Source organism: Edaphobacter aggregans DSM 19364, assembly GCF_000745965.1.
GTDB lineage: Bacteria > Acidobacteriota > Terriglobia > Terriglobales > Acidobacteriaceae > Edaphobacter > Edaphobacter aggregans.
Genome location: NZ_KN050788.1, coordinates 97,366 through 122,059 on the forward strand (window position 1 = coordinate 97,366; position 24,694 = coordinate 122,059).

Here is a 24,694-nt window from a genome sequence, read left to right on the forward strand (position 1 = left end):
CACGAAATCGAGACGCAACCTCGCATGCCCTGTATCCCTTGCTGCACCCGCAGAAGCCCACCTATCTTCAAGTATCATTCCGCTGATGCGACTCCGAGCCCTCTCCCTCGCCCTGACCCTCTGCCTCTCCCCCATGCTCCACGGCCAGTCCGGCAACCCCGCCCGCTGGACCGAAGAGGCCGCCAACGCCTGGTACGCGCGCCAGCCCTGGCTCGTCGGCGCCAACTACATCCCCTCCGACGCCATCAATCAGTTCGAGATGTTCCAGGCCGCCACTTTCAACCCTGCCATCAACGACCGTGAGCTCGCCCTCGCCGAGTCCATCGGCATGAACACCATGCGCGTCTTCCTTCAGGACCAGCTCTACACCGAAGACCCCAAGGGTTTCCTCCAGCGCCTCGACGCCTTCCTCGCCATCGCTGCGCGTCATCACATCCGGCCCATCCTGGTCCTCTTCGACTCCTGCTGGGAGTCCAACCCGCACCTCGGCCCCCAGCACCCGCCTATCCCCGGCGTCCACAACTCCGGCTGGGTCCAGAGCCCCGGCGCCGCCGAGCTCTCCAACCCCGCTTACGAGCCGAAGCTCAAGGACTACGTCACCGGCGTCGTCTCCCACTTCGCCAAAGACGAGCGCGTCCTCGCCTGGGACATCTGGAACGAGCCCGACAACACCAACGACAAGCGCTTCGACGAGCCCGCGAACAAACCCGAGCTCGTCGCCGCGCTGCTCCCCAAAGTCTTTGCCTGGGCCCGCTCCGCGCACCCCACCCAGCCCCTCACCAGCGGCGTCTGGCACGGCAACTGGAGCGACCCCGCCAAAGAAGCTCCCGTAACCAGGATCCAGCTCGCCGAGAGCGACGTCATCACCTTCCACAACTACGGCTGGCCCGAGGAGTTCGAGGCCCGCGTCCGCGAACTCCAGCCGCTCCACCGGCCCATCCTCTGCACCGAGTACATGGCACGTGGCAACGGCAGCACCTTCGATACCATCCTTCCCCTCGCAAAGCAGCTCAACGTCGCCGCCATCAACTGGGGCCTCGTCGCCGGCAAGACCCAGACCTGGCTCCCCTGGGACTCCTGGCAGCACCCCTACGTCCTCTCCCAGCCCACCATCTGGTTCCACGAGGTCTTCCGTCATGACGGCACTCCCTACCGTCAGCGCGAGGTCGATCTCATCCGCCGGCTCACCGGCCGCGGCACTGCTGCTTCGAAACAAAACTGAGGGTCAATTCACCCCAGCTACGCTACCGGTCACATCATTTCTGAATTCGTGACGAACTGCTGTTACCAAGCGGCGAGCCGTTGAATCGCGCAATCCTTCCGTCTCTTCCTGAGACGGCACGGCGTTTTGCGCGGAATCGGCACGATCACTCCCGCATCTCCTCGACAGCCATTTGCTGCAACGGTCGAGGCGAATCGATGTGAACAACGACCCCTCCCCATCGCATCAACCGGGCTCCATCTTTGTCCGGAGAAACGACGATGCAACTCCTAAGAATCCCCACCTCGCTGTCAATCGCACTGCTCGCGTGCGTACTCTATCTTCCCAGCCTTCACGCGCTCTCTCCCCAGGAGAATCTCATGAAGATCACCTCCGACGCCGAACACGGCTCCCTCTCCGCCGAGATCGAGCTGGGCGCCCGTTACATGACCGGCGACGGCGTTCCGCGCGACCTCACCGCCGCCGCGCACTGGTACGAGAAGGCCGCCCAGCGCGGCGAACCGAACGCGCAAAACCAGATCGGCTACTTCTACCAGGCCGGCATCGGAGTTCCCCAGGATCTCGGGCGCGCCATGCACTGGTACCAGCTCTCGGCCGCCAACGGAGACGCCTCCGCGCTCGTCAACATGGGCGTGCTCTACATCACCGGAACCGGCGTCAAGAAAGACGTAGCTCACGCCGCCAGCATCTTTGAGAACGCAGCACGCAAGGGAAATGGAACCGCTGCGGCTTACCTCGGAGATATCTACTACTTCGGCCTTCTCGGCCCCGCAGATATCGCCGCAGCCGAGAAGTGGTTCGAGGCCGGCGCCCGCATGCACGACCCCATCGCCGCCTATAACCTCGGTTCGCTCTACTCCGTAGACCCCGCCCACCCCCATGACACCCACAAGGCCGTCTCCCTCATGCGTCGTTCCACAGCCGACGGATACGTCCCCGCCATACACTCCCTCGCCCTGCTGTTGATCAATCATCCTCAGGAGGAGCAAACTAGCGGCGAGGCGCGCTCGCTGCTCGAAACAGCCTCAGCCGCAGGAGAGTGGAAGTCCTCCATCATCCTCGGAATTCTCGCCCGCGACGGCAGAGGCGTACCCGTCGACAAGCGAGCGGCCGACGTCTACTTCCACGTTGCGCTCCTTCAGGGAGGCAAGCCGGCCGGGGACCTGCTCATGAAAGATCTCGCCACGCTCGATGCAATCTTCGACGCAGCCCAGCGAGAGGCAATACTCCGCGAGGCGCAGGCGTGGTATACCCAACACTCACAGTCAACGAAGTTCATCGCCAAGAACATCAGGGCACAGAAACTCTTCCCCCTGCCCCAGAGCACAGACATCATCCGCGACAATCTCGCTCCGGGCCAGACCGCACAAACCTCCGCAAAGGAGGCGCCCTGTACCATCACTCACCAACCATCCTGAGTAAGACAGAAAGACGAGGGCTAGCCAACTGACGTTCGCCAAGTGGAAGGAAGAAACCAACCAGCCCCTGTTCATGCACCCGTTCCTCTTCATCACAGGGGCTACTTCGCTCGGGCTCCTCTTCGCCCTGCAGGAGTGGATCAGCTCGCGCTTTTGGAACTACCACGTCGACCTCAGCCTTCTCATGCAGGCCTGGGGTGTCCAGTACTTCATCTGGGGCGTGCTTTGCTGGATTCTCTGGTGGACGCTACGTCCCCAGATCAACAGCGCCTCCATCAAGTCCATGCTGCTCTTCTTCTTTCCGCTCAGCCTCTTCGTCTGCGTCCTCGAAGAAGTCATCTGGGTCGTCCTCTTCCCTCGTCTTCCGATGGGGAGGCCACCCATGCCGTTTTGGCAACGCCTGTCGTTCCATGTCGACGCCGAACTCGTCGACAGCCTGGTCCTCTTCTGGTCAGCGTTCTTTCTCTTTCGCGGCGTCGGGTACTACCAGCGCTACCGCGAAAAGGAACGCGTCGCTATTCAATTGAAATCACAGCTTATTCAGGCACAGATGCGTGCTCTTCGCATGCAGCTCAACCCCCACTTTCTCTTCAACACCATGAACGGCATCTCAAGCCTCATGCGAACCGATATCGCAGCGGCCGATCTCATGCTGGAACAACTCAGCCGTCTCCTCCGTATCACTTTGCATCGCGGCGACGCGCAGTTCATCCCATTGAGTGACGAGATGGAGTTCATCGAGATGTACCTGGCCATGCAGGACCGCAGGTTCGCAGGACGTGTACGGCAGGAGATGACCGTCGATCCGCACTTACACGATGCGATCGTCCCCACCATGATCCTCCAGCCCATCGTCGAAAACGCCTACGCCCACGGTCTCTCGCGTCTTACCTCCGCCGGCGTCCTCTCCATCGAAGTCTCCTCCGCGGGCTCCATGCTTCGCCTCAGCGTCACCAACAGCGGAACCGGACTGCATCTTCCACTCAGCAACGGTAACGGCAGCAGCAGCAAGGGCGTCGGCCTGGCTAACGTCAAAGACCGCCTGAGGATGCACTACGGTGACGACCATACATTTTCCATCTCCGAGATAGGCGACAACCGCGTTCAGGTTGTCATGACGCTTCCCCTGCACTTTGCGGAGCGTCCAACAGAAAACACAACAGGGTACGGTGCGTGATGATTCAGGCTGTGTTAGCAGATGATGAAGTCCTTGCCCGGCAGAAGTTACGTCAGTTGCTGCGCGAAATTCCTGAGATCGAGGTCGTCGGGGAAGGAGCGACCGCTGCCGAAACCATCGACCTGGTCCGCGCCACCAGGCCGGACCTCCTCTACCTCGACGTCCGCATGCCAGACATGGACGGCTTCGACATCGTCGGCGAGCTCTCTGCCGCCGGCACGCCTGCCATGCCCTGCATCATCTTCACCACGGCGTACGATCGCTACGCCCTGCGTGCCTTTGAGATTCACGCCGTCGACTACCTGCTCAAGCCCTTCACCCTCGAGCGCTTCCGCTCCGCAACGCAGCGCGCACTCGACCAGATCAAGGCCGGCAAGCAGGCCCCGCACAGCGATGTGCCGAAGAGCGCCAACGGCACGCCCTACACCACGCGCATCGTCTTCAAGTCCAAAGGCCGCATCCTCTTCCTTCCTGTCTCCGAGATCTGCTGGATCGGCGCCGAAGAAAACTACGTCCGCATCTGCACACAATCGGAGACCCACCTCCTCCGCGAGACCATGACGCACCTCGAAGAGAAGCTCGACCCCAACACCTTCCTTCGCGTCCACCGTTCCTCCATCGTCAACCTCCAGTACGTCAAAGAGGTCCGCCCCGAGGTCGACGGCGAGTACGGAGTCCACCTGCTCAACGGCCAGAAGATCCCCATGAGCCGCAGCTACCGCTCGCGCATAAAGAACTGGCTCGAGCGCTAAGCACCCGAGCCAGTTGATTCCTTCCTGCTCTGTCATTCTCGACTTTACGATCTGTCATCTCGACCGCGGCTCACGCCAGTGAGCCGCGCAGCGGAGAGACCTCTTCTCTATCGACGCCTACTTAGCCGCCGTAGTCATCGCCTTCGGCTCCAGCAAAGAGTCCACACACCCCGCAGGCTTGTTCACAGGATTGCACCGCGCCACCAGCCCATCCGGCAGCTCCACCTTGAAGCCCGTCCACTCCGAAGGCTCCGAAGCCGGATAGTCCGTGCTGATCATCTGCGCACCTGTCGAAAGCGCAAGGTCGCGCCGAGTCGTATCGTTCGTTCGCGCCTGCTTCGTTCCCTCATCGGTGCGCGTGCGAACCAGGTAGCCCTTCTTCACCAGAGCGTCGATCGCCTCCTTCGTGCCGTCGTTCTGCTCCACGAACGCCGTCTCCGGCCTTCCCGGATCGGAGTTCGTAAACAGAATCCTCCCCTTCAGCGAAGGATGCCCCTCCGCATACACCGGCCCATGCTTGTGCTGATCCATCAGGAACACCACGCGCCCACGAGCCTTCGCAAGCGTCGGCCATCCTCCAGCCAGCACCGCAGCCTCCAGCGTCTCCGCCTTCCCCCGAACCTCATCCGGCGTGATGTACTCGCCCGGCTTGAACACCGACCGAATCTCCGCATCCAGCGCATCGAACACCGCCGGCGTAAACGGCTCCGTCTTGATCATGCCCGGCCTCTCCGTGCCGTCGTCCTCCTTCGACTCCACAAGGATGAAGATCGGCAGAGCCTGCGGATGCTGCTTCGACCAATCGCGCACGACCGTCAGACAACGCACAAAGGTGTGGCATGTGCTTCGCTCATCCACGCCCTGCACGTGCATCACCTTGAAGCCCGGCTTCTCCATCTCATGCTGGGGATCGAAGTCCGGATCAGGTGGAAGGCCCGCCTTGGTCGCGGCATCGTCGATCGGAAGGTGCGCATACCGCCCGCCCTTCGCATCGGCAAACACATCGATCTCGATCTGCCGCACGCCGCCGTTCAGCTGATCCGGCAGCGGAGCATGCTTGTAGTCCAGGCTGTACAGCGCCTTCGGATTCTTCATCTCCAGGTACTTCCGCTCGCTCGGCGCGAACCCCGAGTGATAGCTGTTGTGCGATCCGATCACCTGAATCTGATCGATCTTCACCACGCGGTCCTGCTGGGCCTGGGTCATCTGCTGCGCCACTCCCGCATAGCCGGCCATGGTCACCGCCGCGGCTGTCGCTGCCCTCATCGCACCTCGAAACATCATTGCTCCTCTCACTGTTCTGCTATTGTCGTGACGAAAATTGTGGCTCGAAAGTACAAGGGCGCCGCTCCACTGGACACAGCGCCCTCACAGTTTATGTAGTTACGCTCGCTTAGAAGATGATCTTCGCAGCAAGCTGCAGCTGACGAGCCGGAAACGCGGTCGTGATCTGACCGAAGCTTGAGCTTCCGGTCGTCCACGTCGTGTTCGGCCCTGCGTAGTTCACTTTGTTCAGAACGTTGAACGCCTCGGCACGGAAGTCGAAGTTCGAGCTATCGCTCCACAGCGGAAACGCCTTGTGCAATCCGAGATCGGCCTGATAGAAGGCGTTCGACCGTTCCGAGTTGCGGCTGACATTACCCCATGCATTCGTTGTAGGAGCCTGCAACGCCAGCACGTTGTAGTAGTTGTTTACCGTCGTTGCCGTCTTCACGCGAGCTGAAGAAGGATTCTTGACCTTCAGGCCAGCAACGCGATCCGGGCGATATGTCACCAAATCGGAAACATACAAACCTGACGATGACGACAGCGAGTAGTTGAGGTTTACCGGAAGACCGCTGGTCATCGTGTTGATCAGCGTAAGCTGCCATCCGCCCACGATCGTATTCATCAGGCGTCCGGAATCGTTGCCCCAGTGACGTCCGTGTCCATACGGCAGGTCATACACAGCTGAGAACGTGTCGGCCACCGGCTGGTCGTATCCGCCCGGGCCATAGTCGCGGCTGGGGTTCGCATAATTGACACGCGAGTTGTCGCCGTTCGACGTCTCCAGGTGACCCGAAGAAATGTCGAAGATGCGGCCCCACGTAAACGAGTTGAGCAGGTAAAGCCCGTGTGAGGCGCGCTTCTCCAGTTTGAACTGCAGCGAGTTGTAGTTTGCCGAACCAGCACCGTAAGCGATCTCAATACCGGCGAAGTTCGAGACAGGACGCCGCGCCTGCAAGCTACCGCAGCCCGTCGCCGCAGTGCAAGGCGTCGCCTGGTTGTAGTCCGCAAGCACCTGAAGATGGGTGGACTTGTTGCCTACGTAGGAAAGGTCAGCAAGAATTCCATATGGAAGCTGCTGCTGAATGCCAACCTGGTACTGCTGCACGTAGCCTGTCTTGAAGCTGGGCGGAATATAACGCGAAAGCACATTCAGAGGGTTGAAGTAGGCAGGCGTCGTCAGGTTGGCAGCATAACCCTGCTGCGTCTGACGGAAGCAGGCCGACTGTAACTGCGTGTCGTTCGTGCAAAGCGCGGCCGCCGTCGGATTGTTCTGCGTGATGCTCGCGTTGACCACGTTCGGACCGTTGTAGGTCAGATTGTTCTCGCCACCCGCGCGGTTCCACTGCGAATAGACGATGCCGTAGCCACCGCGTAGGACCGTCTTGTCCGTAGCGGAGTAGGCAAAGCCCAAGCGAGGACCGAAGTTGTTCAGAGGCGTGTTCACGCGCGAACGGCTGAAGACGCCGCCGGAGCGGGCCTGGATCAGCGAGCTCGTGGTGGGATCGAAGTTCGCCAGGCGGTTGTCCTTCTCATACTGCGGCGTCACAATCTCGTACCGCAGTCCGGCGTTGATCGTCAGCTTTGGCGTCAGCTTCATGTCGTCCTGGAAGTACATGAAGTTGTAGCGCTGACGTAGATGCACGATCGCGTACGTCGTGAGCGAGTACTGCGACCGATTGCCCATCATGAAGTCAGCAAGGTTGCGCGCCTGCTGGGTCGCCTGGTCGTTGGAGGTCGGCACCAACGTGGTCGTGCTTCCAGCAACAAACGGACGAGAGAACTGTCCTAGGTAGTTGTCCTGGCCGTAGCTGGGGTTGAAGTCGTTGACCTCCGTGTTCACCGCCTGCCACTCATAACCGAACTTCATCGAGTGCTTGCTCTTGATCCACGTGAAGTTCGCCTTCGGATTGTAGATCGTTGGGTTCTGGAACTGTGGGTTTGAAGGCTGCGCGCCGAACTGCGTGAAGCCCGTTATCGATTGGGCGTTCAGCGAACGGACCACCAGCGGATCCGTTGGCAGACCGTCCGTGATGCCATTCTCCACCAGCAGCGAGCTCTGGCCCTGTCCAATCGGGAACTTGCCGCCCAAGTTGCGAGACCAGCCGAAGCGAAGGTCAAACAGCTTGTTGGATGAGATCGTCCACGTCATGCCGCCTGCGATGTTGCGGTTCTGAATGTTCACATTGCCGTTCGAGTTTCCGCCCGCTCGTCCAGGAATTCCCGGAGGATCGAAGAGAGACTGACGGTGCTCGCTGTAGCGTCCGAAGATGATCCAGTGCTCGTTGAACGTGTGATCGACACGCGCGTCGCCCTTGTCATCGTTGATCGTTCCGCGAGGTGTAATCGCGTAGTTGTTGGAAATTCCGCTCTGGTTCGGCAACGGAAGCTCATTCAGAACAGCGCCGGCAAAGGGTGTGATGGCGCTCGCCGGAATCTGACCCGTCGGATAATTCACGCCCGTGATCGGATTTCGCAGAGGGATGCCAAAGTTGCCGGCGCGCTGGTTCGCCGTCGGCAACGTCGAGCTGGTACTCGCATTGTTGAAGATGCGACGCAGACCCTCATAGTCCACGAAGAAGAACGTGTGGTCCTTCCAGATCGGACCGCCAAACGTTCCGCCAAACTGGTTCTGGATGAACTTCGGCTTCGTCGCGCCGGGAGCCAGGAACGGCCCGATCGCGTTGAAGATCGTGTTGCGGTTGTAGTCCCACGCCCGTCCGTGGAACTGGTTCGTGCCGCGACGTACTGAAGCGTTGATCACCGCGCCCGTCGTACGTCCGTACTCGGCCGAATAGTTGTTCGTCTCAACACGGAACTCGCTTACTGCGTCCGGCGAAGGCGGAATGTTCTCGTTCGCAAAACCCTGGTTCGACGTGCCGTAGTTGTTGTTGTCCAGGCCGTCCAGCATGTAGTTGTTGAACGCCGACCGCTGGCCGTTGATGTTGAACGATCCCTCGCGGCTCGACGTTCCGTTATTCTCCAGCAGGGACTTCCTCGCGCCCGGAACCAGCAGCACCAGGTCCGCATACGAGCGGCCATTCAGCGGAAGGTCCTCCACCTGACGCGTCCCGATCACCGTCGAGTGCGAGCTCGTCTCCGTGTCCAGCAGCTGCGCCGCCGAGGTCACCGTCACCTCCTGCGACACCGAACCGGCCTTCAGGTTCACGTCCACGCGCTGACGTGCATTCGTCAGCACCGTGAAGGCGTCCGTGCGCGCCTTATCGAAGCCCTGCGCCTCCGCAACGATCTGGTAGCTTCCAATCTGCACGCTCGGAAACTCGTATTTGCCCTCGCCGTCCGTCGTCTTCGCCTGCGTGATGCCCGTCGCCATGTTGGTCAGCGTCACTGTCGCGCCAGGCACTGCCGCGCCTGAAGCGTCCCGCACATACCCCAGCACCGCCGCCGACTCAAACTGCGCCCAGGCGCTCACTCCCGGCAGCATCAGCAGCACTGCAACCATCGCTACGAGCCATCTCATCGTGGCTCCTCGACTCTTCTTCTGCATCACAGACCCTCGGTAATTCCTGTCCATTGCATGCCTCTCTCTAATCTGCATCTTCTGTATTTCCCGTTATCAATCCAGCACTCCACGCCATTTCCCGTTATCAATCCAGCACTCCACGCCGAGCTGTTGCTCGCTTGCGGGTGCATCGTAATTTTTACGGACGGCCAAAACGTACGCAGGCCGCGACACGATTGTCAATTCCGACCTGTTACGGTATCGCTTACGCAATCCTCCGCACAGCAATACATCACCAACTGAAAACAGTAGGTTATCGACTGAAGCAAAACCTATTTACCGTAAACTGGGACCGTGCAAAACGCCCCCTGCTCACCAACAATCGTGCTAACAAATTGAGCGCTTATGGGTTATTTTGCCCACCCCACGTGAAACACAGGTAAATCACCACTAACGCTCACTACCGTTCGTCCCAAAAACCCAAGGAAAAAACCCGGCCGTTACGCCGGGTTCCTTCTCGGACAATCGATCAAAAGACTACCAGGCGATCTTCTCCGGAAAAAACTCCGCAAAGAGATCGTCATAGTAAGGCTTCAGTTCCTGCATATTCGGCTTCGTATGCCCCTTCGAGTACAGGTCATACGGATTGAACTTATTCACCCACTCGAACATCTTCACATCGTGGTCGCTCATCAGGTGCCGGTACGCCCCATGCTTGTGCGCCGCGTAGAACGAGTGGTACCGCAGCATGTACAGCGCTTCCTCCGGCAGATAGTTCTTCATCACCTCGTAGATGTACCCGTCGTGCCCGAACGACATGTGCACCTTATCCAGCCCGCAGTTCGGCTCATAGATCCCGTACTTCGTGCTGTACACCGGATGGTTGTAATCCGGATTCGCCTTGAAGTACTCCGGAAACACAATCTGGTCCGAGTACGCGCAGCCCACCGGGAACGTATCGCCCACCACGCCCCACTGCGGCTCGCCGTACAGGCATAGCACCTTGCCCAGATCATGCACGAACCCGGTCAGCACAAACCATCGCGGATGCCCATCCCTGCGCATCGCCTCCGAGGTCTGCAGCAGGTGCTCGATCTGCGTCAGGTCCGTATCCGGATCGCTGTCATCCACCAGCGTGTTCAGAAACTCCGCCGCCTCCCAGATCGTCTTCATCCCCTTGCTCAGGCCAAAGTACTCCTTCTCCTTCGCCATCACATAATCGAAGCTCTGGTGCTGATGATTCAGCCGGTAGAACTCCGCCACGCCCGGGTTCGCATGCTCGTCATACACGCGAAACTCTTCCTCGCTCTTGCCTTCCTTGTAGCGGCCCTGAAGAAACTCGTCCCACTCCTCCATGTCCCTTCCAAGCGGAGCGTTCGGTGCAGTCGTCGTTGTGTTCATATGCATCCTCCAGGCAGCGCTATGCGAACAGTGCAGTGCCATGTCAAGTTAGCGGTAACTGTAGGCCCAAACAACCACCGTTGGCAAGAGAAATCCTCAACTCTCTCCTAATGAGCGAAGATCCGGTCCCCAACCCGCCGCCCCTGAACCCTATTGCCCCCGTCGCTGCCGCACCAACTCCTCCTGGAAAGCCGACTCTCGATCCAGTACATACGCCCGGTAGCCCTCCGGATCGACGAACGCCTCCCGATCCCCCGCCTTCAGCCGCGCATACTTCGCCGCCATCCCGTAGTACCCACCATGCGCTCCCAGAAATACATCGCAGTGCAACCCCCGCAGCACCTCAAACGTGTGCTGGAAGTCGTCCGCAATCCCCAGATAGCTCGCATTCCCCACCAGCCTGTACCCGGGATTCACGTTCGGGCTCCCCACGATCACCACGTCATACGTCTTGCCGTTGTCCGTCACCTTCATCGTCCACGTCGTGCATCCCTTCGTATGCCCGGCCGTCTTATGCGCCACCAGAACCACGCCTCCCAACCGCACCTCGTCCCCGTCGTGCAGCACGCGATCAACCTTTGCCGGCTTGTACCAGTTTTCCTTCTTCTTGCCGTAGAAGAAATCGCTCTTCCCTCCGTCCTCCACCACGGGAACATCGGCGTCCATCACCATGTACTTCGCGTCCGTCAGCCGCTTCACCGTCGCGCTCCCCGCATCATGGTCCCAGTGCGCATGACTGATCAGCAGAATCTTGGTATCGCTGAACCTGAACCCCAGCCTCTCCACGCTAGCCCTGATCTGCGCCACCGAGTTCTCCAGATTCGAATTGATCAGGATGTTCCCCTCCGGCGTCACCACCAGAAACGCCGCCAGATCCCTGCTCCCCACGTAGTACACATTCCCCACCACCTTGTGCGGAGGAAACGGCTCCGTCCACTCAGGATTCTGCGCGCGGCCCGCGACAGCATACGAGTTGAACAAAACAACCACACTCAGGACAACTCGCAGAAAGGAAGAAAGGCGCAGGCTCATGCCACCAAGCATGGCACTCCCTCTTGAGGATTTCCCCGTGTAATGCACCAAGATCACACCTTGCACCAACCGCGAATCCTCTCAGTAAACCAACCCAGAAGGTGTGATCAAGCAAAAAGGAGACGATGTCATAAAGCAAAACGAGAAGGTGTCATCCTGAGCGGAGCCCGAAGGGCGGAGCCGAAGGTCTGCGGTTCGTATGCCTGCCAGCCGCCGCTCGTCACAATCTATCGGCAAACTCTCACAAATCCCATCTCAGGTCTGGTGCTCTCTAACTAAACTGGCTCTCGCACCACCGACAAACTCATCCGCGCTCTTCAGGAGGCACACCCGCATGAACAAATTCATCCTCGCCCTCGCCCTGTCCCTCGCCGTCGCAACCGCCCACGCCCAGAACGCCCCGCCTAAGCCCCCGCCAACCACCCTCAAAGGCGTCCTCCTCGAGCAGCTCCGCACCACCCACAACGCCCAGGACTGGTTCGCCTCCGGCAACACCGCCATCGCCGGCCTCACCGCCGAGCAGGCGAAGTGGACCGACGGCAAAGGCAATCACTCCGTCGGCCAGCTCACCTACCACCTCGTCTTCTGGAACCGTGAGATGCTCGCCAAGTTCAAGGACGAAAAGCAGAAGGTCTTCAGCGGCAACAACGAAGAGACCTTCAACAACTTCACCGCCGAGCAGTGGGCCGACCTCGTCAAGCAGTTCGATAAGGGCATGACCGACTGGGAGCAGGCCGTCGAGCACGCCGACGACGCCACCCTCGCCAAAAACGCCAGCATGATCGCCCACATCGGAACCCACAACGCCTACCATATCGGCCAGATCGTCTACGTCCGCAAAGAACAAGGCTCCTGGGACCCAGCCAAAGGCGTGAAGTAGCCCCGGCGTTTAGCATGACGGTGGACTGCCCAAACTAAGAGGGCGGCAAAAGCAAATGCAGGTCCTTCGACTCCACTGCGCTTCGCTCAGGATGACACTTTCTTGGCGAAGGTAAGGACGCGTTCGTCGCAAGCGAGAGGGTATGGCGGCCGCACGTGGAATACAGGGGTCTCTCCACTACGCTTCGCTCCGGTCGAGATGGCGCAGTGGGCGTTCCGGTCTCGGTGAAGGTTCCCTGGGACTGTCAGTGACTCTTCCCAGCTACTCCTGGACTACGGCTTTGACGAGGTTGCGGGGGTTGTCTACGTCGATGTGGCGGGCGGTGGCCATGAAGTAGGAGAGGAGCTGGAGGGGGACGACCTCGTAGAGGGGGGAGATGTACTCGGCGGCTCGGGGGACGGGGATGGTGTGGTTGCTGAGGGCGGCGATGCGGGTGTCGCCTTCTGTGACGATGGAGATGATCTCGGCTCCCTGCTTGTGCATGTCGCGGACGAGGTTGAAGGTCTTCTCGTAGCGGAGGACGGAGTCGGGGGCGCGGTTGTCGCAGGTGGCGAGAACGACGAGGGGGTTGTTGCCGCTGACGAGGGCGTTGGGGCCGTGCTTGAGCTCGCCGGTGGGGTAGCCTTCGGCTTGGATGTAGGCGGACTCCTTTAGCTTGAGGGCTCCTTCGCGGGCGATGGGGTAGTGGACGCCGCGGCCGAGGAAGAGGAAGGATTCGGCCTTCTGAAGGGATTCGCAGAGGGCGGAGACCTGCTTTTCCCAGCGGGGGAGGAAGGACTCGAGGGCAGCGGGGACGTCGTGCAGCTTGTGGAGGTGGGATTCGACGACGGCTCGGGTCATGCGTCCGCGGACGCGCGCGGCGTAGAGCGAGAGCAGGGAGAGGACGAGGAGCTGGGTGGTGAAGCTTTTGGTGGCGGGGACGGCGCGCTCGGTGCCGGCATGGGTGGGGAGCGAGCAACCGGCGAGTTTGGCCATCGATGACTCGGGCTTGTTGGTGATGGCGATGGTGGAGGAGCCGCGGGCGATGGCCTCGCGGAGGGCCTCGGAGGTGTCGGCGGTCTCGCCGGACTGGGAGATGACGAGGAAGCAGGGATTGCGAAGGGTCTGGGTGGAGCGGTAGATGTACTCGCTGGCGTACTCGACGTCGACGGCGATTCCGGCGAGGTCTTCGAAGAGGATCTCACCGGCGAGGCCGGCGTGGCGGCTGGAGCCGGAGGCGGAGATGAGGATGGAGTCGCGGCCGACGAGGGCCTGGCGGGCGGGCTGGAAGACGTCCTCGCGGAGGCTGGTACCGTCGGCGTAGGCGGCGAGGGTGTCGGAGAGGGCGACGGGCTGCTCGAAGATCTCACGGAGCATGGCGTGGGGGAAGTTGCGGGAGGGGGCTTGCATGGGTTTGTGTGTGCCTCTCTACGAGTTTAGCTGTGTGTGCGCGATTTTACGGTCGAGCAAAGCATGAGCCATCTACAAGAACATGATCGCATCCTGAACGCTGTATGTGCCCGGGCGGGCGTAGAATCGGCGGTATTAGGAGGATGTTATGAAGAAGTTTGCTTTGGTTGTTCTGTTCACGCTGGGCGCGGCGGCGGCGCACGCTGCGACGCTTTCTGCGGGATGTTGCGGTACGGCGTGTTGCGGCATCAGCTGCTGCTGAGAACTGTTCCGACCGGTGGGAGAGGTTATTTCGTGCCGACTGCGGTGGCGGGTGGGGCATCCTTGCCGAGGGCGAGTGACGGGTTTTTGGCCATGCTCATGAGGTTGGCCATGATGCGGAAGGAGCCGGGGACTCCGTCGGGCATCTGGCGGAAGAAGGCGTAGGCCATGTAGACGTAGGCTCCTTTGCCGTAGCGCGTGTAGAGGAGGCCGCCCTTCTGCGGGTCCTGGCCAGCGTCGTGCATCTCGGTGAGGGCGATGTAGTGGGGGTCCCACTGGCGCATGAAGCCGTGGCCGCGCTCTTCGACCCAGTTGTCGAAGTCGGCGGTGGTGATCTTGTTAGGCCAGTTGAGGACGGGGTCGTTGGGCTGGAGGATGGTGACCTTGTTGTCCTCTTCGACGACCTTTTCGGGATCGCCGGACAAGGTGAGCGGGTAGGGACCGTAGTTGTGGTCGTACTCCTGGGTCTGGTACTGGACGATGACGGTTCCGCCGTTGTGGACGTAGTCGAGGAGGCGGTTGTTGAAGGTCTTGAGTTCGGGGCGGGCAGCGTAGGCGCGGATGCCGAGGATGATGGCGTCGTAGCGGGAGAGGTCGCCAGACGCGATGTCGGCGGCGGTGAGCATGGTGGGGTGGATGCCGATGTCTTCGAGGGTGGTCGCGGTGTCGTCGCCGGTTCCCATGACGTAGCCGATGTTGAGGTTGGGCGCGGTCTTTACGTCGACGCCGGTGGTCTTGTAGGTGGCGGGGCGATAGTGCGGGTAGGGGCGAAGGCCGGGATAGCCGACGGTCTCAAAGCCCTGGGTGAACTTTTCACCGTTGTATTCGGCGACGGCGGTGATGGTGTACGGCTTGGGCTGCACCTGCTGGGGCGTGACGCGGAAGGTGAGGTTCTGGTCTTCGCCTTCACGCATGGTGGCGAAGTCGGCGACCTCGGGGGTGGACTTCCAGCCGGCGGGGAGGTCGAGGCGAACGGTGCCTTTGGCGGGGCCTTTGACGGAGCTGTGGAGGGCGACGTGTAGTTCGAGCGTGGCGCTGGTGAGCGGCACGACTCCGGCGGTAGGAGAGACGAGCAGCGAGATGGCGGGCGCGACGAGGAGCGGTTCGAGGACGGGGCCTTCGCCGTTGACGCGATGGACGGTTTGGACGATGCCGGAGAGGGTGATGGCAACGTCGTGATATGTAACGGTCGCTCTTGCAAGAAGCGGATAGGGGCGCGTGGGGAGGTTGAGGTAGCGGGGGTCGTTGATGTCGTAGTAGGACTGCTCGAGCGAAGGGCGGGAGAAGTAGGGTTTGGTGAGCTCGGCGGTGCGGGGAACGGCGACGGTGAAGGACTGGTCGCGCGCGGCGCCGGGGGCGAGTGGGCCGGTGATGGGCTTGTCGGGAGTGATGGTGAAGCCGGGGCCGGCCTGCGAGGCGACCTCGACGGCGGAGAGGGTGACGGGCTCGAGGCCCTGGTTGGCGACGTGGACGGCGACGTTGACGCGGTTGCCGGGGACGACGGTCTGCGAGGTGGGGATCTGGGTGGAGAGATCGCCGAAGGGGCTGAGGCGCGCCGGGGCGGCTGCTGTGCCTTCGGTGGTGTTGGCCATGAAGGCGAGGCCGAGGGATTGCTGGAGGGCGAGGTTGAACTGCTGCTGCTTGACCGTGAGCTCGTGCGTCATGTTGTAGCAAGCCTCGGCGGGGAGTTTGCTGGCGGCGAGGTCGGCGAGGAGTGCGTTGGTTTGGGCGAGGCCCTTGGCGAGCGTGGGCGCGATGGTCGCGGGGTTGGCGGCGTCGTAGCTCGAGATGGCGGACTCCACGGTGGCATTGAGTGCGTTTAGCTTCTCAACCCACGGGGCCTGCTCGGATTTGGGAGCGTAGGAGGCGATGCCGGCCAGGGTGATGTCGATGCCGTCGAAGAAGGACTTCTCGTGCTGCGAGGTGGAGACGCGAGAGGCGTAGAGGTGGTAGGGGCTGGAGAAGGGGCGAGGCAGAGGGATTCCGATGCCACCGTTCTGGGTCTTCTGCTCGGCGAGGCCTTCGCGCGAGAGCTGCAGATAGGACTCGCCGAGCAGGGGATTGTAGGTTCCGCTGGGGACCTCGAGGGTGGTGGATGGGACGCCTTCGATCCAGGTGTTGTCGACGTAGTTACGGAAGCGGACGGGCTCCCAGTGGCCGGTGGCGTAGTCGTAGATGCCCTTGTCGGTGACGCGGGCGAAGGGGACGCGGGCGTAGACCTTGAGGGGAGACCAGGGGAGGAGGCCGGCCTTGATCTGGTCAGGGAAGACGTTGGGATCGCCGGCCATGACGTACGCCTTCTGTGCGGTGTAGCCAGAGACCTGATGGTGGCCGTGGCCGTCGGAGACGTTGCCGGCGAATACGCTGGTGACGACGAGGGGGCGCTGGATGCGGATGGCGCGGATGGCGTCGTAGAGGACGCGGTCCTCGCCCCAGGTCTTGAGGGCTTCTTCGATGGTCTTGGAGAAGCCAAAGTCGGCGACGCGGGCGAAGTATTGGTGCACGCCGTAGTAGTTATCGGCGGCGAGGAGTTCCTGGGTGCGGAGGGTTCCGAGCTGGTCCCAGTAGTCGCCGGTGATGACGTTCTGGCCGCCTTCGCCGCGGTTGAGGGTGAGGAGCGTGGTGTCGACGCCCTGGCCGCGGCTCATATAGGTGAGCATGCCGCCGTCCTCGTCGTCGGGGTGCGCGGTGACCATGGCGAGCGAAGCGCGGGTGTGGAGCTTCTGGAGGGTCTGAGCGAGGCCGATGGAGGCGCGATCGATAGGAAGCGGCCGGGCGTAGGCGGACTGATAGTGCGCGGGCGCGGGCTGCTGTGCGGCTGCGAGGGGACCGCTAAAGGCGAGCGAAAGAGTGAGGAGTGTGGCGATGGTCCCGCGGCAGACGTCAGGTCTCATGAACGAAGATGCTCCTGGAATCGGCTTTTTTGAGCTTTGCTGGTAAGAGATACATGAGAGTTCCAAGCTTTGTAAAGAATATTTACAAATATAGGGTATGATGTGTCCCAGCGGAAGCCGAGCACCGATGCGACTATCAAACCCCCCTGCCAACACAATACCTGAATGAAGGCGAGACGCAGCCTTCGCGGCCGTCGCATCTTCGTCAGGCGAATGCGCGCGGGCTGCTGCGGCTGCTGCGGGAGCACAACCCGTGCTCGAAGGCGGACCTGGTGCGGCTGTCGGGGTTGAGCGCGCCGACGGTTTCGAGCGCGGTTGGATATCTCGAGTCTTTGGGGTTGGTGGAGAAGCTCGGGGACGGCGAGTCCAGCGGTGGGCGGCCGCCGGAGATGCTGCGCTTCAACGCAGGTCACGGGTACGTGGCGGGCGTGGATATTGGCGGCACGCGGCTGCGGATGGTGCTGGCTGATCTGAATGGCCGCGTGGTGACGCAGTGGGCGACACGGTTTACGGAGCGGCAGAGGATGCCGAAGGCGGTCTGCGGGTTGATTCGCGATGGCCTGAAGGTGATGTGTCAGGAGGCATCGACCTCGCTGCGGCGCGTGCTGCACGTGACGGCGGGTGCACCGGGGATCACGAACGTGGAGTCGGGTGTGGTGATGTCGGCGCCGAATCTGCGGGAGTGGAACGACGTTCCGCTGCGCATGATGATCGAGCGCGAGTTGGGGATTCCGGCGCTGGTGGAGAACGATACGAACCTGGCCGCGGTGGGCGAGCACTGGCGCGGTTCGGCCTCGGGGGTTGAGGACTTCATCTTCGTGGCGCTGGGAACGGGCGTTGGCGCGGGCATCTTTATCAGCGGCAGGCTGCATCACGGAGCGAACTGGAGCGCGGGTGAGATTGGCTACGCCGGCGTGAACGGACGGCCGCGGCAACCGCTGGAGGTTCATGAGACGGGCCAGATGGAACGGTCGATCGGCGGGCTGGGGATCGAGGCTGAGTGGCAGCGCCTGCTGGCACGAGAGCGGCGGGCCAGCATGAGCGAGCTAGGAAAGCTGCGGGCGACGGAGATCTTTGACCTGGCCGTGGACGGCGATCGGCTGGCGGGGCAGGTGGTGCAGACGATGGCACAGATTCTCGCCGATTGCATCGTTGACCTTGCGCTGGCGCTGGACCCGGAGATGGTGATTCTGGGCGGCGGCGTGGGCTCGCACCCGGAGCTTTGTAGAGTCACGGCGAGGCTGCTGGGGCGCAACGAGTTCGCGAAACCGGAGGTCCGGTCGAGCTCACTGGGGACCCAGGCGCAGCTTCACGGTGCGATCTCATTGAGCCTGGCGGCGACGGCAGCGCGGCTGCTGGCTTAAGCAAACGAAATCCGAATACCAAGAATCATATTGACAAGCACATAAATATTTCACTAGTGTTAGTGCACCTTACGACTTCCTAAATAGGTTTTACTAAGTTCCCGCCTGTTGGCGGCTTTCGTGATACCTAGCTGAGAGTTCCAGATTCGATCGATCTGTTTCGACGTTTTCCAGGAGGCACACCGTGTTGACCCTTCGCAGTGTTCGAATCCCTCTTCTTGGAGCCGCGCTGTTTGCGGGCCTCCCTGCCCTCGTCTCGACCGCACCGGCGTGGGGCCAGTCGCAGTCGATCAACGGCACGATTCGCGGGCACGTGACGGACGCGACCGGAGCCTCGGTGGCCGGTGCAACGGTGACGGTGACCAATGCTGAGATGGGCTACAGCAGGACACTTGCGACCGAAGCGGACGGCTACTACGTGCTGGTGAATCTTCCGCTGGGAACGTACAAGGTCCTGGTGTCGAAAGAAGGCTTCTCGACCGCGACCTATGACCAGATTGTTTTGACCGCCGGCAAGGAAGCTGTCCTCGATCCTTCGCTGAAGGTGGGCAGCGCGACCGAACAGATCGACGTGAGTTCCACGGTCACGAACATCGATCCCACCTCTCTGAACGTTCAGCGTACGCTGGATTCGCGCGAGGTGGAGAACCTGCCGCTGACGTCGAGGAATCCGTATAACTTCATCCTGTTTCAGCCGGGCGTGAGCGGCCATCCCAATCCGGAACTGGGCATTCCGCGGACGATCAACACGAACGGCCTCCTGGACCGCATTAACTACCAGATGGACGGCATGGTGAACACGCAAAGCGATCGTATTGGACTTCGCCTGTTCCCGATCGGCGACATCTTCGTGAAAGAGGTTCAAACAGTCTCAAACAGCTTCAGCCCGGAGTTTGGGTGGACGTCGGGCGATGTGTATAACGTGATCTCGAACAACGGAACAAACAGCTTCCACGGCCTGTTCCAGTGGATTCGCCGGTGGCAGGATGCGACAGCGTATCCATTTTTCTCGAACAAGAGCCAGCCGAAGCCGAATCTTGAACTTGAGGATTACTCTGCCAATGCTGGTGGAAGGATCATCAAGGACAAGCTGTTCTTCTTCGGATCGTATGAGCATGTGGTGCGCGGACAGCCTGCGCCGGTCACGATTACTCCTGCAAATATCGCGGCACTGGGGCTGCCGCCGGACCAGGTTGCTCCTGCGCCCGGCCTGCTGCATGGCACCTTCGTACTGGGCCGCGGAGATTGGAACATCAACAGCAAGAACTCGCTGTTCATTCGCTACAACTACTTCAAGAACAACTTTCCCTACAACACGCAGGTTGGCGGATTGAATGCGCGCAGCACGGCATCGGACTTCCTGGACCGTGCGCACGTGATCGGCGGCCAGCTGACCTCGACGATCAATGATCATCTGCTGAACGAGCTTCGCTTCTCCTGGCCGTTCCGCAACAACTCGCACTTCCGTGGGCCGAACGCGGGAGCTGATCCAGCGATCATCATCTCGCAAGTCGCGAACATCGGCGCAGGTAGCAATGCGGGCGACCAGTACACGGACAAGGTTCCCAGCGGAAGCGACAATGTCAGCTACCTGCGCGGGAAGCATACGATCAAGGGCGGCTTCAACCTGGCGCAGCTGATCAATCGTCAGCGCCTGGTCAGCTTCAACGAGTACACGTTTAGTTCTCTGCAGAAGTATCTGGACGCGAAGAATGGCGTCAATCGCTATGGCTACAGCCAGTTCAGAACCCAGCAGGACGTGAACGGTATCGGTTATGCGTCCATGTACTTTGGTGCGTACCTGCAGGACACCTGGCAGGTGACGCCACGGTTCCTGGTGGTCTATGGCGGCCGCTATGACCGGTTCACGGGACCGGAGGCGAACCCGAACGCTCCCTTTGTGAACTCGCGCAGCTTCAATACGCCGAACACGAACTTCGCTCCGCGCGTTGGCTTTACCTACCGGCTGGACGATCACACGGTACTGAAGGCCTCGGGCGGTATCTTCTATCAGGCGACTCCGACGAACCTCTGGTTCAACGCACTGAACCTCGATGGTTCCAACCGTACGAACAGCTTTACAATCACGCAGCCTGCAAACGCTACCACCGGCGTCCTGGCGTTTCCGAATATTCCGGCAAGCGGCACGACGGCGGCGCAGAATGTGACGACGGTATCGCCCAAGTTCAAGAACGAGTACACGTGGAATGCCACGATGCAGATCTCGCATGAGTTCAGCCGCAACGACACATTCATGATCGGTTACATCATGACGAACGGCCGCAACCTCCAGTACCTGCACAACATCAATCCGATCAATCCTATTGGCCGGCTTGCGGATGGCCGGCCAGTGTTCAGTTCAGCCTCGAACGCTTCGACGCGGCTTGATACGCGGTTCAATCAGATCAACCAGGTGGAGTCGGGCGCGAATACAAGCTTCAATGCGTTGATTGTGAACTACACTCGTTCGCTGTCGCGGGGTATTCAGATCAACGCGAACTACACCTGGTCGCACACGATCTCGGATGGTCCTGAGGTCAACACTTTCGAGCAGAGTGTGGGGATTGAGGATACGACCTATCTGAAGCGTGATCGGGGGCCAAGCCTTGTCAATCATCCCAACGCGTTCAACCTGACGGCGGTGATGGAGCCGACGTTCAGTCTGAGCCACGGCTTCCTGAACACACTGGCCAATCACAACATGGTGGCCCTGCTGGCGAACGTCAGCTCGGGCGATCAGCAGAACATCATCACCAACGTGTCGCTCAACGGAGATTCGTCGGTGGCCTCGGTGACTCGCCCGCTGTATGCAGGAAGGAACTCGTTGCGTTCGCCGAGTGTGTACCAGATCGATGGACGCTACACGCGGACCTTCCCGAAGCTGTTTGAGCGCATCGCGCCGTCGTTCCTACTGGAGGCGAACAACATCTTCAACCACACAAACGTGACGTACTTGGGAGGAACAAACAACTCGGTGCCGCAAACCGTGGTGCAGACGCCTAACGACTCGCGGGGCCCGATTGGAACTGCTATCGGCAGTCCGACGATCACTCGCGGGTCGGTGCTGGAGGCGCGCATTGTGCAGATCGGTGTTGCGGCGCGCTGGTAGTCAACCGTGGTGGCGCGAACCGATAATGGTTTGTGCCACCTATTTTTTTGTCTTGAAGAAGCGGCAGATGAGGACGATGGATGAAGACCCCTGTGCAGGCGTCAGAATTTCCGGCTCCGGTTTATCGCGATACGGTGCTTGCTCCGGTGTTTGCGGATGCGAAGCGTTATTTTCTTGAGCCGCTGCTGAAGATTGAGTATGCGCACACGCTGATGCTGGCGCGGCAAGGAATCATGCCCAGGGAAGAGGCGGCGTTGTGTCTTCGCGGGCTCAATGGGCTGGATGTCGCCGAGATACGGGCGACGAAGTATGACGGGACGTTTGAAGACCTGTTCTTCTACATCGAGAAGAAGCTGGCAGCGGTGTGTGGGGAAGAGATCGCGGGCAAGATGCATACGGCGCGCAGCCGCAACGACATCGACCTGACGATGTATCGCATGGTGCTACGCGGCCGGCTGTTGCGGATGCTTGATGGTTTGCTGGAGCTTCGGCGGCTGCTGGTGGCACTGGCCTGGGAGCATCGCGCGGCGCTGATGCCGGCCTATACGCACAACCAGCCGGCGCAGCCGACGACGCTGGGCCACTATCTGATGGCGTACGTCGAGGTGGTGGAGCGCGACACGGAGAGATTACGCGAGGCGTATGCACGGGTGAATCGGAATCCTCTGGGAGCGTGCGCGATCACGACGACGGGATTTCCGATCGACCGGAATTTCACGGAGCGGCTGCTGGGGTTCGAGGGCTTGCAGGTGAACTCGTACGGCGCGATTGCGGCGGTGGACTATGTTGCGGAGAGCTGCTCCGTTCTGGCGACGGCAATGCTGAGCATGGGGCGCTTTACGCAGGACCTGTTGCTGTGGAGCACGGTGGAGTTTGGCTATGTGCGGCTGAGCGATGGGTATGTGCAGATCTCGAGCATCATGCCGCAGAAGCGAAACCCGGTTCCGTTCGAGCATGTGCGCGTGCTGGCGAGCCGGGCCCTGGTGGAGGCGCAGGGCGTGTTGGGAACTCTGCACAATACGCCGTTCGCCGATATGAACGATGCGGAGGACGATTTGCAGCCGCTGGTCTACACGGCGTTTGATGATGCGGAGCGGGCGGTTCGGTTGCTGACGGGAGCGCTGGGCGAGGCGGAGTTCGACACGACGAGAATGGCGGAAGCCGCCGATGGGAACTTTCTCCCCGTGACGGAGCTGGCCGACACGCTGGTTCGTGCGACAGGCATGAGCTTTCACGCGGCACACGCGGTCGTGAGCAGGGCGGTGCGCGAGTTGAATGGCAAGTACGACGCCGATGCGATGACCGCGATTGTGCAGCGTGAGCTTGGCGGTGGGTACAGGATTGCGAGGGAGACGATTCGCGGCGCACTGAGTGCGGAGAACTTTGTGGCGGTGCGGAGGGTTCCGGGCGGCCCGGCGGCGGAGGCTCTGGAGCCGGAGATCGAACGTGCGCGTGAGAGGATTGCGGAAGACGAGCGCTGGCTGAAGGAGTCGGAGCAGAGACTGGACGATGCACGGCAGGCGATGAGGCGCGAGTGCGATTCGCTGATACGAGGGATGGATGGACGTTAGTCGATTGCCGCTGACTGAGCCGGCGACGCCAAAGCAGCCGGAGCTTGAGCGCGGGCTTTCGACCCTGTCGGCGCTGGGGCTGAACGTGATCGGTATGGTGGGGATTGGGCCGTTCGTCACGCTGCCGCTGATCGTCGCAGCGATGGGCGGGCCGCAGGCGATGCTGGGATGGGTGCTGGGTGCGGCGCTTTCGCTGTGCGACGGGATGGTGTGGAGCGAGTTGGGAACGACGTATCCGGAGGCGGGTGGATCCTACGCCTACCTGAAGCATCTCTATGGCGAGCGCAAGCTGGGGCGAGTCTTCTCGTTTCTCTACGCGTGGCAGATTCTGTTCAGCTCGCCTCTTTCGATCGCTTCGGGGTGTATCGGGTTTGCGCAGTATGTGTCGTTCTTCGCTCCGAACTCGGCTCAGCCAATCTTTTCCGTGAGGCTGCTGGGAGTTCCGTTTGTGCTGAGCGGCCAGACGCTGATTGCGATGGGGGCTTGTGCACTGGCGTTGGCGGTTCTCTACCGGAGCATCGTGGCGATCGACAAGATCGTACGCTGGCTGGGTGTTGCGGTGGTGTTCACACTGGTTTTCGTCATCTTCGCCGGCTTTACGCACTTCGATCCGAAGATGGCCTTCGGGTTCCCGGCGGGCGCTTGGACGCTGAACAGCAGCTTCTTCATGGGCCTGGGAGCGGGACTGCTGGTAGCGGCGTATGACTACGGCGGCTACTACAGCGTCTGCTTTCTTGGGGCGGAGGTGCGCGATCCGCAGCGCACAATTCCGCGGGCGGTGCTGGGCTCGGTGGTGATTGTGGGCGCGCTGTACCTGCTGATGAATGTGAGTGTGCTGGGCGTGCTGCCGTGGCAGGAGCTGGCGCAGGAGAATGAAAGTCACGCGCGAATGTTTACGATCGCCGTATTCATGGAGAGGATCTACGGCCATGGCGCGGCTGCGGTCATCGTGGTGCTGATCGCAGTGGCGGCGCTGTGCTCGGTCTTTGCGCTGCTGCTTGGGCAGTCGCGGATTCCCTTTGCCGCTGCGCGAGACGGAAATTTTCCGGGCTGGTTTGGTGCGGTCCATCCGAAGCTTCGCATGCCGTACCATTCGCTGCTGTGGCTGGGAACGATCACCATGATCTGCTGCATCTTCCGGCTGCAGGAGGTGATCACGGCGCTGGTGGTGATTCGCATCCTCTTCCAGTTTCTGCTGCAGGGCGTCGCGGTGCTGCTTCCGAAGCACCGCCGCGAACGCAGGGTTCGCGGCTACAGGATGCCGTTCTATCCGATTCCAGCGCTTCTTGCGCTGAGCGGATTCCTCTTCATCCTCTTTTCGCGGCCGAACTTTCACCGTGAGATTCGGACTGCCGGCATCATTCTGCTTGCCGGGCTGATTGTTTTTGGGGTGCGCTTCTTCGCGGGCAGGAATCGTTCGGTGAACGGGTCAATCTGATTGAAGAAGACGTACTCGCCGAGCCCGAGCGGAGTGATCAGCCGCGTGGTTCCGCCG

At 61.0% G+C, this 24,694-nt stretch carries 15 protein-coding genes; 9 read left to right on the forward strand and 6 right to left on the reverse strand.

The window, feature by feature from the left end; all coding sequences use genetic code 11:
• The first annotated feature begins 85 nt into the window (after positions 1–85).
• From Q363_RS32160 to Q363_RS32175, 4 genes are all read left to right on the forward strand, one after another.
• The gene (locus Q363_RS32160) at positions 86–1,222 is read left to right on the forward strand and encodes a cellulase family glycosylhydrolase (protein WP_035358892.1); all 1,137 of its coding nucleotides are present in this window, start codon (positions 86–88) and stop codon (positions 1,220–1,222) included.
• A gap of 260 nt (positions 1,223–1,482) precedes the next feature.
• Positions 1,483–2,640 (forward strand): tetratricopeptide repeat protein, encoded by a 1,158-nt coding sequence (locus tag Q363_RS32165; RefSeq protein ID WP_035358894.1) that lies wholly within the window; start codon positions 1,483–1,485, stop codon positions 2,638–2,640.
• Positions 2,641–2,713: 73 nt separating this feature from the next.
• Positions 2,714–3,817 (forward strand): sensor histidine kinase, encoded by a 1,104-nt coding sequence (locus Q363_RS32170; RefSeq protein ID WP_035358896.1) that lies wholly within the window; start codon positions 2,714–2,716, stop codon positions 3,815–3,817.
• The gene (locus Q363_RS32175) at positions 3,817–4,569 is read left to right on the forward strand and encodes a LytR/AlgR family response regulator transcription factor (RefSeq protein ID WP_035358897.1); all 753 of its coding nucleotides are present in this window, start codon (positions 3,817–3,819) and stop codon (positions 4,567–4,569) included. Before Q363_RS32170 ends, Q363_RS32175 begins: the two co-directional genes overlap by 1 nt.
• Before the next feature lie 117 nt (positions 4,570–4,686).
• On the opposite strand, the gene Q363_RS32180 is transcribed toward Q363_RS32175, so the two are convergent.
• The 4 genes from Q363_RS32180 to bla all read right to left on the reverse strand — a co-directional run bounded on the left by Q363_RS32180 (position 4,687) and on the right by bla (position 11,731).
• A complete protein-coding gene (locus Q363_RS32180; RefSeq protein ID WP_035359074.1) occupies positions 4,687–5,835 on the reverse strand; it encodes a phosphatidylinositol-specific phospholipase C1-like protein in 1,149 nt (382 codons plus the stop codon).
• A gap of 127 nt (positions 5,836–5,962) precedes the next feature.
• Positions 5,963–9,316 (reverse strand): TonB-dependent receptor, encoded by a 3,354-nt coding sequence (locus tag Q363_RS32185; protein WP_035359075.1) that lies wholly within the window; start codon positions 9,314–9,316, stop codon positions 5,963–5,965.
• 519 nt (positions 9,317–9,835) lie between these two features.
• Entirely contained in the window at positions 9,836–10,699 is an 864-nt protein-coding gene (locus Q363_RS32190; protein WP_035358898.1) for an inositol oxygenase family protein, read from the reverse strand.
• A gap of 150 nt (positions 10,700–10,849) precedes the next feature.
• Positions 10,850–11,731, reverse strand: coding sequence for a subclass B3 metallo-beta-lactamase (bla, locus tag Q363_RS32195; RefSeq protein WP_035359076.1), 882 nt, complete (start codon positions 11,729–11,731; stop codon positions 10,850–10,852).
• Positions 11,732–12,065: 334 nt separating this feature from the next.
• On the opposite strand from bla, the gene Q363_RS32200 reads away from it, so the two are divergent.
• Positions 12,066–12,611: a DinB family protein gene (locus Q363_RS32200; protein ID WP_035358899.1), complete on the forward strand. Its 546-nt coding sequence runs from the start codon at positions 12,066–12,068 to the stop codon at positions 12,609–12,611.
• 261 nt (positions 12,612–12,872) lie between these two features.
• Here the strand turns inward: Q363_RS32200 and Q363_RS32205 are convergent, their stop codons facing one another.
• Together Q363_RS32205 and Q363_RS32210 are read right to left on the reverse strand one after the other, a co-directional pair.
• Positions 12,873–14,000: an SIS domain-containing protein gene (locus tag Q363_RS32205; protein WP_035358901.1), complete on the reverse strand. Its 1,128-nt coding sequence runs from the start codon at positions 13,998–14,000 to the stop codon at positions 12,873–12,875.
• Positions 14,001–14,287: 287 nt separating this feature from the next.
• A complete protein-coding gene (locus Q363_RS32210; protein ID WP_051979642.1) occupies positions 14,288–17,155 on the reverse strand; it encodes a PIG-L family deacetylase in 2,868 nt (955 codons plus the stop codon).
• Positions 17,156–17,316: 161 nt separating this feature from the next.
• Between Q363_RS32210 and Q363_RS32215 the strand changes: the two genes are divergently transcribed.
• The 4 genes from Q363_RS32215 to Q363_RS32230 all read left to right on the forward strand — a co-directional run bounded on the left by Q363_RS32215 (position 17,317) and on the right by Q363_RS32230 (position 24,637).
• Positions 17,317–18,519: an ROK family protein gene (locus Q363_RS32215; RefSeq protein ID WP_425387826.1), complete on the forward strand. Its 1,203-nt coding sequence runs from the start codon at positions 17,317–17,319 to the stop codon at positions 18,517–18,519.
• Positions 18,520–18,703: 184 nt separating this feature from the next.
• Positions 18,704–21,628 (forward strand): TonB-dependent receptor, encoded by a 2,925-nt coding sequence (locus Q363_RS32220; protein WP_084080991.1) that lies wholly within the window; start codon positions 18,704–18,706, stop codon positions 21,626–21,628.
• Between the two features lie 80 nt (positions 21,629–21,708).
• A complete protein-coding gene (gene argH, locus Q363_RS32225) occupies positions 21,709–23,199 on the forward strand; it encodes an argininosuccinate lyase (protein ID WP_035358904.1) in 1,491 nt (496 codons plus the stop codon).
• Entirely contained in the window at positions 23,189–24,637 is a 1,449-nt protein-coding gene (locus Q363_RS32230; protein WP_051979643.1) for an APC family permease, read from the forward strand. Before argH ends, Q363_RS32230 begins: the two co-directional genes overlap by 11 nt.
• Positions 24,638–24,694: the final 57 nt, after the last annotated feature.